This window comes from Sulfitobacter sp. BSw21498 (assembly GCF_006064855.1).
Classification (GTDB): Bacteria; Pseudomonadota; Alphaproteobacteria; order Rhodobacterales; family Rhodobacteraceae; genus Sulfitobacter.
In genome coordinates this window covers 95,317-108,597 of the sequence record NZ_CP040754.1, presented here as the reverse complement: position 1 = coordinate 108,597, position 13,281 = coordinate 95,317, and the positions used below count along the sequence as shown (strand labels likewise).

Here is a 13,281-nt window from a genome sequence, read left to right as displayed (position 1 = left end):
GGTGGTGCAAGCAGCCAAATGAAGAGAAGGCTAGTCGCTGCCGCCTTTAACGGGTGCATTGAGCTTATGCGTGGTCCGCTGCCCTTCTTCGAGCGGGACATCGGCATGCGAGAAGCCGATACCAACAAGGAAAGACACAACACCCGTGATGGTTTTGAATTCGCGGATTTTGATATCGTTGTGAGTTGTGCGGGTCCGAGCCGTGACCAATAGCTTTTCCACACCGTCGTCAGAAACGGCACGCATAATCCAGATGCCGTAATAGCTCGGACCTTTCTTGTGCGCAGATTCCTGGCACAAGATTTCGGCGCTATAGCCGCTTTCCACAAGTTCGCGGAATCTAGCCTCCGTGACCACATTTGGTGCTTCGACTTCCCAGTTCATGGCTCGGCTCACGCTTTCTCAAAAGGCGTAACGCTGGGCATTTCTACTTGAAGCCCAGAGGTACGATAGTATATTATAATCCGCAAGATATATTTATGTGTTGCGGCTGTACTGTGGTTGCGCACCCATTAGGCATGCAGAGTGGATTCTTTCAAGGTTACATGGTCGTTTTGGCGCAGTCGTATGCAGCAAAATCGCTGTGTGCTCGTTATCGTGTCTCTCATGTTTCTAGCCGATAGTGCGTTAGCAGAAACCTGTTTTGCGCCCTCACGGCCTTTCGTGCCGAACGACCCGCAAGCTGCTCAAGAATACGCAGACCTCATCCGGAACGACTTTGAGGCCTACATTCAGGACATTCAGAGCTATTTCCGCTGCCTTGACAGCGAAAGGGCACGCGCGTTTCAGGAAGCGCGTGAAGTTAGCGAAGAATATGGGCGGTTCTTGGGGTTGGTTGAACGTTAGCCTTGCCCGCCCGGCGGTGGAAATGGCACGCAATCAAATTCTAGGCTTAAGAAGTTCTTGCGCCTCAATATCCAATGCCTCCGCAATCGCTTCGACCATATCGATCGACGCGGCATGCTTTGCGTTCTCGATCTTGCCAATATAGCCGCGATCAATGTCTGCGCGATGTGCAAGGGTTTCTTGGCTGAACCCCTTGGATCGGCGCGCCTCCTGAATATTTAGACCAAGTTGTATCCGTAGCTTCATGCCAAAGGCAGAGCCCGGATGTAGAGTATTTAACCACGCAATATATTCTACATTCGTATGGTAGACTATTGTCTTCGGCTGGTAATTTCCCGAATAGGGGTCCAGCGCCATGATAGGCGAGTACAAAGTGGAGATTGCACGTGAGGGTTGGGCATGAATTTTGACAACGCCATTTTATCAAACGAGGCCGAAGTACCTCTCAGGATTCATGATCAAAAGCATTCAAGTCGAGGCGGTCTCCAGCCAGCGAATTTCTCGCGCCACCGCTCTTAGGTAACCTCTCAAACCCACGAAACCAAGCAGTTTTCTGGCATCCCGACATCCGGCCAGCAAGTCCAAAGTGAATTAGATAGTGACCCATTTTAACGAAGAAGCATCACCCATTGCTCGGCTGATTGGACCCGATGGCAAGCACACGGTTGGTTGGGTGTACGCCTGGGAGATTTCTGAGCTGTCGATCCTTTGGATTGGCAAGAAAGGCGCCGCCGCGTTCATTGATCCTGAATTATGCCCAGAGGTGATAGCGAGGGCCAAAAAAACGTCACCAGTAGATGTGATTGCCCTTCTTGGCGTTCTTCGAAAGCCGTCAAGCAATAGCAGCTGATAGTGGGCTAGCTGATTGAAAGAGAACCAAATTCGCAAAAGCGCACACATGTTAGGTTTGCTGGCGGAGGTCCTCGTAAACAAGCATGGGTAACGGTCAGAAAGATCGGCAAGTGCCGTCTGTGCCATCAATGCATCTCCATCTGCCTGTTCACTGTCCCATCATGTCGGAGCGCCAAGGCCGGGGCAATTTTTAGAGGTGCCCTTTTGAGGGTCCATTGGAATCAGACCAACAGAAAGTGGAATAGGCCCTTTGCGACTGGCTTTCCCTCATCTTCGAGCCAGGCAATGGTTTCGACGCTTGCCATTCGCCGACCTTTACGCGAGACCGTGGCGCGTGTGTTCAACGTGCCCGGCAGCCCGGGTCGAAGATAGTCAACGGTCAGATTGATCGGTTTCGATGGAGGTGATTCTAGATCATCCAACACGGTCAACGAGGCAATTGCTTCCATAAAACTTGCAATTATCCCGCCATGATATGTATCAAGTACGGGGTTGCCTATGTGTCGCTGTTCGAATGGCATACGTGCCACAAAATGCGTGTCGTTGGCTTCAGTTACTGAAAAACCCAAGTGACGGAAGAACGGCACACGATCACATCGCGCCTGTATGTCGCTGAGCTTCATCCGCCTGGGCCTCCTGTATTCATTTTATCCAACAAACTGCCCTTTCCGCGTGTCAGGGCAAAGGTTGCCGATCCTCGGGCGACCTCTTCGCAATCAGCGGTGTCAAACCAGATTTTTCCGGTTCCGAATGCGATGTGTCGGGTCTGCCGATAGCAATCGGCAAACACAATGACGTCGGCACGCGAACTTGCCGGGCGCAGATAGTCGACACGCAGATCGAGGGTTGCCATTGTCTGGACGTCGTCGATCGCCAGAAAGTTGGCTAGCCCAAAGGCGCTGTCCAGGAGTGCTGTCAGGACACCGCCGTGCAACATTGTGCCTTCTTCATCCAAACAGAAATCTGGGTTGAATGGCATCCGTATTTCAACGCCTTGCCGGTCGGCGCGTTCGATCTTTAAGTCCATCTCGGCGATCAGGCCCTTGGCCCTCGAATTCCAGACGCTTGCGATCATCGCAAACCGTTCTGCATCTTTGGTATCACTCATTGCAGCATGCCCTATTTCCCCGAATATGTCGGCTGACGCTTTTCCAGGAAAGCCGACAGTGCTTCGTGATGGTCACCGGTTTGGTGCATGAGTGCCTGATAGGCGGCAGCGGTGTTCAGAAAATCAGGCAGATCCATGCGCTCGGCATTACGCAACAACCTTTTGGCGGTGCGCACCGTGCGCGGCGGCTTGGCGGCAATGACGGCGGCTTTTGCGCGCGCCCTGGCCATCAGATCGTTGTGGGGCACAACCTCTAGCACCATATCAAGGTCCAGCGCTTCGGCCGCGTCTATCATCCGCGCCGAAAACGTCAGTTCGGCTGCCATCTGATAGCCCAGCCGACGGATCAGAAACCAACTGCCCGCATCGCCGGGGATAATCCCCAGGTTGAGGAAGACTTCACCGAACTTTGCCTTCTCCGAGGCGATCCGCATGTCGCACATCATGGTCAGGTCACACCCGGCACCGACCGCCGCGCCGTTCACAGCAGCGATTGTCGGAACATCCAGATTATAAAGCGCGATCGGGATACGCTGAATTCCATTGATATAGCTCTCCGCGACGTCAAGAGGCGGTAGACCAAATTGATCGGTTTTGTTGTGCATGGCCTTAATGTCGCCACCGGCGCAAAAGGCGGACCCCGCCCCGGTCAGGACCATCACGCTGACATCCGGGTTGCGCTGCACCTGATCAAAGACGTCCAGCATAGCCTCGATCATGTTATTGCCGGTGATCGGGTTGCGCCGGTCGGGGTCGTTCAGGGTGACCGTTGCAATACGGTCTTTAATGTCTAGCAGGACGATCGGATCGGTCATCTGCGTTCCTTTTCAGTGTGGGGTGGGGCAGTTATTCTTTGCCGTCGCCGCGTTTTCTTTGTTCAAACAGTTCAGGGTTGATCATATCGCGGGCGTCGTGGCCCAGGTGAAGCGTTTCACCGCCATCGACGTAAACATCCTCGCCAGTGATGAAGCCACCCAACCTGGAGGCAAGATAGATGATCATGCCCGATATATCTTCGGCTGTGCCCATCCTGTTCAGGACCGAGCGGTTCAGCATTTGCCACTGCTCGGACGTAATCGGATAGCGGCCAAGGGCGTCGGTCTTGATTGTGCCGGGAGCGACACAGTTCAGCCGGATGCCATATTCGCCCCATTCGGCCGCCAGCGTTTTCATCATGCCGGTGACACCGGCACGCGCCGCAACGGTGTGGGTAAATCCGGTTAGTGCCGTGCGTGCGGAAATCGCTGTGACGAACACCACCGACCCGCCGCGTTCAAACATGAAATGATCGGCCGCCGCACGCGTCATCTGCCACGAACCGATGAGGTTGTTGCGGATCACCGCCTCGAACCCTTTGTTGGTAATGTCACGTGCTGCGGCGATATATTGGCCGCCCGCATTGTTGACCAGCACGTCCAGCTGTCCGTAGTGGTCCTTGATCTTCAGCATGGCGGCTTCGATGGTGTCCTCGTCGCGGGTGTCGCCGGGCACGACAAAGGCGTCGCCGCCACGCGCGCGGATCATTTTGGCGGTTTCTTCCAATGGTTCCGACCGGCGTGCGAACAGGGCCAGTCGCGCCCCGCAACCGGCCATTTCCAGCGCGGTTGCCCGCCCCATGCCAGAGCCCGATCCGGTGACAAGCGCCACCTGACCGGCCATCAGGTCGGGCGCATAACGTGGGTGTGTCTGTGAAATCATGTTGCTAGCCCGTCAGTTTTTCAGAAGTTCGCCAGAGATGATCAGCTTGCGCACTTCCTGCGTGCCTGCACCGACCTCGAGAACCCGGCCAGTGCGGTAGAGCCGGTTCACCTCGGTGTCGCGCATATAGCCCGCGCCACCGTGAATTTGCACCGCCCTGTCCAGCACAAACGATGTCGCCGCAGCGGCTTTAAAAACCGCAGCGGCGGTCAATTTGTGAATCTCGCCGCGCCCACCTGCGCCCTCTTCGAGACCCTCGCACATTGCCGCAGTACGAAAGGACAGCGTCCGGGCGACCTCTATTTCTGTGTACATGTCGGCCAACATCCCCTGAACCATCTGGAAACTGGCGATTGGCTTTCCAAATTGCTGCCGCGTCTTGGCATAGTCGATGGATATCTCCAGAGCGCGACGGGCGATACCCATTGCGTTAAAACAGACAATTGCGCGCTCTAGATCAAGCCCGCTCATGGTGATGGCAACGCCTGTATCGGGCAGGCCCACCATATTTTCCACGGGGACACGGCACTCATCAAAAACCAACTCGCCGGTAGGCGAGCCGCGAAAGCCCATTTTGTTCAGCTTTTGAGCGACTTTGAAGCCGGGTGTCCCCGCTTCAACGATGAACGCAGAAATCCCCTTGGCACCTTTTTCTGGCGAGGTTTTGGCGTAAACAAGAACGATGTCTGCGATCGGACCGTTGGTGATATAGATTTTGGTGCCGTTCAGGACGTAGTCGCCGCCATCCTTGCGGGCGGTGGTGCGCATCGAGCCTAGGGCGTCCGACCCGGCACCCGGTTCGGTCAGCCCCAATGCACCAATCAGTTTGCCTTCACATAGCCCCGGCAAGAATTTGCGCCGCAGTTCATCATTGGCGTTACGATAAATGTTGTTGACGCACAGATTGTCATGCGCGACCTGGCTAAGGCCGATCGCGGCGTTTGCACGAGACAGCTCTTCGGTGATGACACAAGCCGATGTAAAATCGAGCCCGGCACCGCCGTATTCGGGCGAAACATTTAAGCCAAGATACCCCATCTCCCCCAGCTTCGGGAAAACCGATGCGGGCAGGTCGTCAGTGTCATCCATTTCTGCGTTCAGGTGGTGGAATTCAGACTGGAAAAATCGGTGGGCCTGATCAGCAAGGGCCTGTTGGTCGGTGGTGACAAAGTGGCTGGGTGCGTTGTTGCGCAGATGCGTGGTCATGTTCTTGCTCCTATCCGCGCAAAAGTTCTTCGGCGATGATGATCTTACGCACCTCGCTCGTGCCGGCACCGATCTCCAACAGCTTGTTGGCGCGGTACAGGCGGTTGATCTCAGTGTCTTGCATATAGCCGGACCCACCATGGATGTGGCAGGCTGCTGTGACAGACCGGTTGAAGGCTTCGGCGGCATAAAGGCAGGCAGCGGCAGTCAGCTTGTGAATTTCACCGCGCCCGCCCGCGCCTCTTGGCAAGCCAACACAGGCGGCCAGCGCGCGATAGCTCATGGCGCGCGCGCTTTCGACATCGACATAAATTTCGGCCAGTTTGGACTGCATCATCTGGAACTGTGAAATTGGCTTGCCGAACTGCTCACGCAGCTGCGAGTATTCCAGTGCCAGTTCCAATGCCCGTTCGGCCATACCCACGCACATTAACGCAACCATGGCGCGCTCTAGGTCCAGCCCACTCATTACCACTGAAACGCCAGTGTTTTCCGCCCCGATCATATTACCGGCGGGCACGCGGCAATCCTGGAAAACAAGCTCGCCAGTGGGAGAGCCGCGAAAGCCCATTTTGTCGAGTTTCTGCGCCACCGTGAAGCCGGGTGTAGCCGTTTCGACAATAAAGGCGGAAATGCCCTTGGCACCTTTGGATTTGTCGGTCTTGGCATAAACGAGGACGATATCTGCGATCGGTCCATTGGTGATATAGATTTTGGTGCCGTTCAGCACATAGTCGTCGCCGTCGCGCACCGCAGTCGTCGCCATAGACCCCAGTGCGTCCGACCCGGCACCCGGCTCTGTCAGTCCAAGCGCTCCGACCAGTGTGCCGTTGCACAGGCCGGGAACGTATTGTTCGATCTGGCCTTGCGACCCGTTGCGCAGAAGGTTGTTCAGACACAGATTGTCATGCGCCCCGTGTGACAGACCCACGGCCGGGTTCCATTTCGACAAGATTTCCGACACCAGGGCCTGAGTGAACTCATCCTGGCCGCTGCCGCCGAGTTCAACCGGTGCCGTAATCCCCAGCAGGCCCAGCTCTCCCATTTTTGAAAATAGATCTTCTGGCCACCATTCCTCGGCATCCATCTTTTCCTGTAACGGATGCAGGATTTCACGCGCCACACGATCGACATGGTCGATGATGGCGCGCTGTTCGTCGTTCAGGGCGTAATTGGCTTTGATCGCGGCGATATCTTTAATCGACGGTCCAGTGTGAGCGTTCATTTTCGTCCTTCCGGAGTGGACCCGTTGTCTGGCCATCAAGGAAAATCAAACATATGTTAGAAAAAAGATCAAGGGCCGACGTTACGCCAAGCCGCAACGTCGGCAGAGTATCTTTGCCAATGTTGAAGCTTTCATGAACGATCTACGTTTCCGGTCGGGTTAGCTCTTGCAATTCGATTGCCCCTGGATCGGCGCGTAATGACGATTCCAGAACGTGCCGCTGGATTTTACCGCTGGTTGACCTTGGAAAATCCTCAAAGGCAATAAAGTGAATTTCGCGGGGTAACTTGTAGGTCGCGAGCGAGGCGCGGCAGGCGGCCATTAGCGTGTCCTGGGTTGCAGTGTCGCCAGAGCGTGAGACAAAAGCCACCGGCGCTTCGCCCCAGCGATCGTCAGGCACCCGGACTACGGCTGCGTCGGTGACGTTGGGATCGGCCATCAGCACGCGTTCGATCTCGGCGGGGTAGACGTTTTCGCCGCCGGTCTTGATGAGATATTTCGCCCGGTCAGCGAAACCCAGTGTTCCGTCTGCATTGCGTCGGAACACGTCGCCCAAGTGGAACCAACCATCGCGAAACGCCTCGGTATTGGTGGCGTCTGCATTCCAATAGCCGGAAAACAACGTCGGCCCGCGCATCAACAGCTCTCCGGGGGTGCCGACAGGCACGTCCTGGTCGGTTTCGTCAACCAGACGTATTTCACAAAATGCGCTAATTTGCTTGGACAGGATTTGAGGCGTTACGCCAATCGGGATTGTAGAGCGCGTGGCGGGTGGCAACCCGGTTTCGGTAGAGCCAAAACTGTTCAGATAAGGCGCATTCAATAACGTGGTAATCTCGGAGATCTGATGCGGCGGAACTAGATCTGCCATGGCACCGCAGACTCGAATACCTATGGGTGTAATTCCTTTTTCTTTAAAATGGGCGATGAATGATTCGATCATGCCGGGGATCAGAACCAGCCAGCCAATGCGATGCGTTTCAATGGACCTGCATATAGCTTCCGGATCATAGCCGTCGATCATAACTACGGTGCCACCGCGCAAAAGCGTGGACAGAGCGTGATCGGTCGAGGCCATATGAAACATTGGAGCCCAAGCGACAAATGCGTCCGTTGGGGCAAGGCCTAGTTCGGCGGCAAAGACTGACGCGCGGGCAATCATCGCTCGATGGCTTAGGACTGCCCCCTTGGGCAGGCCAGTGGTGCCGCTGGTATACAGAATGACCAGCCCGTTTTCGGGGTCTTGTGTGACCGGGGTGAAATGGGGGGCCTGCGTCAGGGCGTCCTCGTATTCGCGGCCCAAGGTCAGTGTCGGGATATTCGGGGTCTGGTCGAGCAATTCCTGCAGATCGAGTTCGGTAATAATCAGGCGCGGGGAAACCAGAGTTACGCAATGGCGCAATTCCGCGGCCAGAAGCCGCCAGTTCAGGCAAGCGACGATCAAGCCCGTGGCGGCGGCGGCCAGTTGGACCTCGACATATTCGCGTCGGTTGCGTGACAATACTGCGATTCGCTCTCCGGTGTTCAGGCCGAGTCCCGCGAAGTGCCCGGCCAGCTGGTCGACACGACAAAGCAAAGCGGCATAAGTCGTCCGTTCGTCAGAGTCCTCGATTGCGATGGCATCTGGTAAAGCTGACCCACGATTGCGGAAAAGCTGGTAAACATCCGTCCGTGATGCGCTTTGAGGTGCATGCCCGAGGGACGCTACGGTGCCGCTGCTCAACTGGTTCAGAGGGGCCTTGCACATAGCTTTTCTCCACCTATTGTAATTATTCTAACATGTGTTAGATAAATTCCAATACCGTTTCCGTCCTATACGTACGAGAAACTGATTTTGATCAGGGGAGGCTTCAATGTCCACCAAGGCTTATGTAACCGGGGTCGGAATGGTCCCCTTTCAGAAACCCGGCGCGTCGGAAAGCTATGACGTGATGGCGGCAAAGGCCACCCGCAGCGCGCTGCAGGATGCCGGATTGTCCTACGACCTGATCCAGCAGGCCTATGTCGGCTATGTTTATGGTGACAGCACCTGCGGTCAGCGGGCCTTGTATCAAGTGGGCATGACCGGCATTCCGATTCTGAACGTCAACAACAACTGCTCCACAGGGTCATCAGCGCTTTTTCTGGCGCGTCAGGCCGTTGAAAGTGGGGCGGTCGAGTGCGTCCTGGCCTTAGGATTTGAGCAGATGAAGCCTGGCGCGATCGGGTCGGTGTTCGAGGATCGGGTAAGCCCATTCCAATCGTTTGACGACGAAACCGACGATCTGGTTGGCAGTCCTGAGATCCCGCTGGCGCTGCGGTATTTCGGCGGTGCCGGCAAGGCGCATATGGACGAGTTTGGCACCACCCTGGAAACATTCGCCAAGATCCGCGCCAAGTCTAGTCGGCACGCCTCAAAAAACCCGGTCGCCCTGTTTCGCACTGAGGTAACCGCCGAAGAGGTTCTGGCCGCCAAAGTGGTTTGGCCCGGTGTCATGACTCGGTTGATGGCTTGCCCGCCGACCTGCGGCGCGGCGGCGGCAATTATCTGTTCAAAGGCGTTTGCCGACAAACACGGGCTGGATTCCTCTGTCCGGATTGCGGCACAGGCGATGACCACCGACGGGCCGGAAACCTTCAATGCCCACGATATGCGCGAAGTTGTTGGCACCAGCATGGCTAAAAAGGCCGCCAATCAGGTCTATGAGGCCGCAGGCATCGGCCCCGAAGACATCAACGTCGTCGAGCTGCATGACTGTTTTGCCCATAATGAGTTGATCACCTACGAGGCGCTTGGCCTTTGCGGTCGTGGCGAGGCCGGAAAGTTCGTTGATGATGGCGACAATACCTATGGCGGCAAATATGTAACCAATCCGTCGGGCGGACTTTTGTCTAAAGGGCACCCGTTGGGGGCCACGGGTCTCGCGCAATGCACCGAGCTGGTGCAGCAATTGCGCGGCACGGCCGATGCCCGGCAGGTTTCGGGGGCGCGGCTGGCGCTTCAACATAATCTGGGCCTAGGGGGCGCTTGTGTCGTGACGCTGTACGAGGCGGTATGAGGGCGGCGCATTTGCACGGACGCTGTGGTTGGGGAGGATAGACATGACAGCTAGGCTTGACGGGCGCGTCGCGCTGGTATCCGGATCTGGACGCGGCATTGGCCGCGAGATCGCTTTGAAATTGGCCTCCGAAGGTGCGCGGATCGTGGTCAACGATCTGGATGCGGATCCGGCGGCGCAAACCGCTGAAATGATCCGTGACATGGGCGGTGAGGCCGCGGTCTGCGCCGGGTCGGTGACCGAAGATGGCTTTGCCCAACGGTTCGTTGATACCGGCGTTAATGCCTTCGGCGGGCTGGACATAATCGTTAACAACGCGGGCTATACTTGGGACAGCGTAGTCCAGAAAATGACGGATGAGCAATGGCATGCCATCATAGATGTTCATCTGACAGCACCCTTTCAGATCCTTAGAGCCGCCGCGCCAGTGTTCCGCGACAAGGCCCGCGCCGAAGCTGAAGCGGGGCAGGAAGTGTTTCGCAAGGTTGTGAATATTTCGTCCATCGCCGGAACCGGCGGCAACGCGGGGCAGATCAACTATTCTGCTGCCAAGGCCGGCATCATCGGACTGACCAGAACGATGGCAAAAGAGTGGGGCCGATACAAGGTCAACGTCAATGCCGTGGCCTTTGGCCCGATCCGCACGCGCCTGACCGAAGGCAGCGCCAAGGGGGACAGCACGATCAAGGTTGAAGGCAAGGACATCCGCGTCGGTGTCAGCCCCGATCTGTTAAGCCAGATGGAAACGTCTATTCCACTGGGCCGTGTCGGCACACCCGAGGAAGCCGCAGGGGCTGTCTATCTGTTTTGTGCGCCGGAATCGAACTTCATTTCCGGGCAATATGTGATCTGCGGCGGGGGTTTTGTAATCTAAATAGCCGCCGCTGTTGAATGACCAAGGAGAGTGTGTGCGTGTCACAAGGACCGTTGAAAAACATTAGTATCATCGAACTTGGTCATGTGATCGCCGGACCGCTGGCGGCGACTTTGTTGGCCGATTTCGGTGCCGAGGTGATCAAGGTCGAAAACCCGCGCGGCGGTGACATGATGCGCGATCTCGGCCCCAAGGCGCAGGATGACGGGCTAGGTGTGTGGTGGAAAACACTGGCGCGCAACAAACGCATTTTGGCGCTTAACTGGAAGACCCCTGAAGGACGCGCAATTCTGCGCCGCATGGTCGAAGCCAGTGATGTTTTAGTTGAGAATTTCCGGCCCGGCGTGCTGGAACGCGCTGATATCGGACCCGACGTGTTGCACAGATGGAACCCGGATTTGATCATCCTGCGTATTTCGGGCTATGGGCAGGAAGGCCCGATGAAAAAGACGCCGGCCTTTGGTCGCGCAGCCGAAGCCATGAGCGGATTGTCACATCTGACGGGATACCCCAACGGGCCGCCGATGCATCCAGGGTTTCCGGCGGCGGATTCAACCACCGGGCTGATGGGCGCACTGGGTGTCATGCTGGCGCTGCACGCGCGTGGCAATGGAACCGCAAAAGGGCAGGTCATCGACCTCGCGGTGTTCGAGGGGCTGTTGCGGCTGATCGACTATCACGTGCCTGCGCTGACAGGCGCGGCCGTGTCGCCGCTGCGCAACGGTCTTCGCCAACCGATGGACTTTGCCCCCGGCGGTATGTTCCGCACCAGCGACGGTGTCTGGGTCACGGTATCCGCAGGCGGGGCAGAAACCGCTCGGCGTCTGTTGCGCACGGCGGCCGGGGATGCATTTGCCGACAATCCGCGCTTTGCCACAATGGCCGGGATCAGCGCCAATATGGCCGAGGTTTTTGACGCGCTTCAGAAGTTCATTGGGGCGCGTGATTTTGACACTGTGCAGGCCGAGTTTACAAAAAACGACGCGGTTGCTGCGAGGGTTTTGAGCGTCGAGGATATCGTGAACCATCCGCAGATCGCCCATCGCGGCGACATCGTGGATGTAGCGGGAGAACAGACACGGGTGGTCGGCGCGGTGCCGCACCTGTCAGACACGCCGGGAAGCGTACGCTGGCTTGGCCGGGCCGAGGCCGCCGACAGCCACGCAGTGTTACGCGATCTGGGTTTGAACGAACAAGAAATCGCGGCGCTGGCCTCGTCAGGGGTGGTGGGCATGCCGCAAGAATCCGAGGAAAAAGCATGACTTATCGGTATACTGAGGCGCAGCAGGAAATCCGCGACACCGTTTTGCGTATCTGTGCCGATTTTGATGATGAATACTGGCTGGAAAAAGACCGCAATGGGGGCTTCCCCCACGACTTACACAAGGCTTTGGCGGATGGCGGCTGGCTGGGTATCGCATTGCCGGAAGAGGTCGGCGGTGCCGGACTGGGCATAACCGAGGCGGCAATCATGATGCAGGCCATCGCGGAATCGGGCGGTGGTGCCAGCGGTGCGTCGGCCATCCACATGAACATTTTCGGGCTCAATCCAGTGGTAAAATTCGGCACCCCGGAGCAAAAACAGCGGATGCTGGTGCCGCTTCTGGAGGGGCGCGAAAAGGCCTGTTTTGCGGTAACCGAACCGACGACGGGGCTGGATACAACAAAGCTCAAGACACGGGCAATCCGACAGGGCGACCGGTATGTGGTGCATGGCCAGAAGGTCTGGATTTCAACCGCGCAGGTGGCTCACAAGATGCTGTTGTTGGCCCGCACCACGCCGCTGGAAGAGGTTACAAAGCCCACCGAGGGGTTGACCCTGTTTTACACGACGCTGGACCGGACCTTTGTGGACGTGCGCGAGATCGAAAAAATGGGCCGCAAAGCGGTAGATTCCAATGAGGTGTTCATCGACGGGCTGCCTGTTCCAGCCGAGGATATGATCGGCGAAGAAGGCCAAGGGTTCCGCCAGACCCTACACGGTCTGAATCCCGAACGCATACTGGTGGCGGCGGAATGCGTCGGCATTGCGCGAAACGCGATCAAACGGGCGTCGGAATATGCAAAGGAGCGACATGTCTTCGGCCGTCCGATCGGGCAGAATCAGGGCATCCAGCATCCGCTTGCCAAAGCCTGGGCCAGGGTCGAATCCGCCAATCTGATGGTGATGCATGCCGCGGCTCTGTATGATGCGGGCGAGCCATGTGGTGTCGAGGCGAATGCTGCAAAGCTGCTGGCAGCGGAAGCCGCAGTGGAGGCGACGCAGACGGCCCAGATGACGTTTGGCGGTTTTGGATACGCCAAGGAATATCATGTTGAGCGGCTGGTCCGCGAGGCGTTGTTGTTCCACATCGTACCGGTGACGCCGCATATGCTGATGTCGTTCATTGCCGAAAAGGCGCTTGGGCTGCCAAAATCCTACTGAAAGGGGCCA

The 13,281-nt window shown here is 57.0% G+C and carries 15 protein-coding genes; 6 read left to right on the top strand and 9 right to left on the bottom strand.

Annotated features, from left to right (window positions below; genetic code table 11):
* Positions 1 to 30 precede the first annotated feature (30 nt).
* Complete coding sequence (locus tag E5180_RS15465; RefSeq protein ID WP_138925323.1) at positions 31 to 384, bottom strand: hypothetical protein; 354 nt, start codon at positions 382 to 384, stop codon at positions 31 to 33.
* Between the two features lie 222 nt (positions 385 to 606).
* Between E5180_RS15465 and E5180_RS15460 the strand changes: the two genes are divergently transcribed.
* Positions 607 to 846: a hypothetical protein gene (locus E5180_RS15460; RefSeq protein ID WP_138925368.1), complete on the top strand. Its 240-nt coding sequence runs from the start codon at positions 607 to 609 to the stop codon at positions 844 to 846.
* A gap of 33 nt (positions 847 to 879) precedes the next feature.
* Here E5180_RS15460 and E5180_RS15455 read toward each other — a convergent pair whose 3' ends face one another.
* Positions 880 to 1,203, bottom strand: coding sequence for a helix-turn-helix domain-containing protein (locus tag E5180_RS15455; RefSeq protein WP_254700594.1), 324 nt, complete (start codon positions 1,201 to 1,203; stop codon positions 880 to 882).
* A gap of 241 nt (positions 1,204 to 1,444) precedes the next feature.
* Between E5180_RS15455 and E5180_RS15450 the strand changes: the two genes are divergently transcribed.
* Complete coding sequence (locus E5180_RS15450) at positions 1,445 to 1,696, top strand: hypothetical protein (protein WP_138925322.1); 252 nt, start codon at positions 1,445 to 1,447, stop codon at positions 1,694 to 1,696.
* Between the two features lie 223 nt (positions 1,697 to 1,919).
* Here the strand turns inward: E5180_RS15450 and E5180_RS15445 are convergent, their stop codons facing one another.
* The 7 genes from E5180_RS15445 to E5180_RS15415 form a co-directional block, all read right to left on the bottom strand.
* Positions 1,920 to 2,321 (bottom strand): PaaI family thioesterase, encoded by a 402-nt coding sequence (locus tag E5180_RS15445; RefSeq protein WP_138925321.1) that lies wholly within the window; start codon positions 2,319 to 2,321, stop codon positions 1,920 to 1,922.
* Positions 2,318 to 2,806: a PaaI family thioesterase gene (locus E5180_RS15440; RefSeq protein ID WP_089423374.1), complete on the bottom strand. Its 489-nt coding sequence runs from the start codon at positions 2,804 to 2,806 to the stop codon at positions 2,318 to 2,320. The genes E5180_RS15445 and E5180_RS15440 overlap by 4 nt, the downstream gene beginning before the upstream one ends.
* Positions 2,807 to 2,817: 11 nt before the next feature.
* Entirely contained in the window at positions 2,818 to 3,621 is an 804-nt protein-coding gene (locus E5180_RS15435; RefSeq protein ID WP_089423373.1) for an enoyl-CoA hydratase-related protein, read from the bottom strand.
* A 31-nt stretch (positions 3,622 to 3,652) separates the two neighbouring features.
* A complete protein-coding gene (locus tag E5180_RS15430; RefSeq protein ID WP_138925320.1) occupies positions 3,653 to 4,504 on the bottom strand; it encodes an SDR family NAD(P)-dependent oxidoreductase in 852 nt (283 codons plus the stop codon).
* Positions 4,505 to 4,516: 12 nt separating this feature from the next.
* The gene (locus tag E5180_RS15425; RefSeq protein ID WP_138925319.1) at positions 4,517 to 5,710 is read right to left on the bottom strand and encodes an acyl-CoA dehydrogenase family protein; all 1,194 of its coding nucleotides are present in this window, start codon (positions 5,708 to 5,710) and stop codon (positions 4,517 to 4,519) included.
* A gap of 10 nt (positions 5,711 to 5,720) precedes the next feature.
* Complete coding sequence (locus E5180_RS15420; protein ID WP_138925318.1) at positions 5,721 to 6,935, bottom strand: acyl-CoA dehydrogenase family protein; 1,215 nt, start codon at positions 6,933 to 6,935, stop codon at positions 5,721 to 5,723.
* A 142-nt stretch (positions 6,936 to 7,077) separates the two neighbouring features.
* Positions 7,078 to 8,658 (bottom strand): class I adenylate-forming enzyme family protein, encoded by a 1,581-nt coding sequence (locus E5180_RS15415; protein WP_254700593.1) that lies wholly within the window; start codon positions 8,656 to 8,658, stop codon positions 7,078 to 7,080.
* A 130-nt stretch (positions 8,659 to 8,788) separates the two neighbouring features.
* On the opposite strand from E5180_RS15415, the gene E5180_RS15410 reads away from it, so the two are divergent.
* The 4 genes from E5180_RS15410 to E5180_RS15395 are packed head-to-tail and all read left to right on the top strand — an operon-like array spanning position 8,789 to position 13,272.
* Entirely contained in the window at positions 8,789 to 9,973 is a 1,185-nt protein-coding gene (locus tag E5180_RS15410) for a lipid-transfer protein (RefSeq protein ID WP_138925316.1), read from the top strand.
* A 43-nt stretch (positions 9,974 to 10,016) separates the two neighbouring features.
* Positions 10,017 to 10,847 (top strand): SDR family NAD(P)-dependent oxidoreductase, encoded by an 831-nt coding sequence (locus E5180_RS15405; RefSeq protein ID WP_138925315.1) that lies wholly within the window; start codon positions 10,017 to 10,019, stop codon positions 10,845 to 10,847.
* 53 nt (positions 10,848 to 10,900) lie between these two features.
* Positions 10,901 to 12,109 (top strand): CaiB/BaiF CoA transferase family protein, encoded by a 1,209-nt coding sequence (locus tag E5180_RS15400; RefSeq protein ID WP_254700592.1) that lies wholly within the window; start codon positions 10,901 to 10,903, stop codon positions 12,107 to 12,109.
* Entirely contained in the window at positions 12,106 to 13,272 is a 1,167-nt protein-coding gene (locus E5180_RS15395; RefSeq protein WP_138925313.1) for an acyl-CoA dehydrogenase family protein, read from the top strand. Before E5180_RS15400 ends, E5180_RS15395 begins: the two co-directional genes overlap by 4 nt.
* The last annotated feature ends 9 nt before the right edge of the window (positions 13,273 to 13,281 follow it).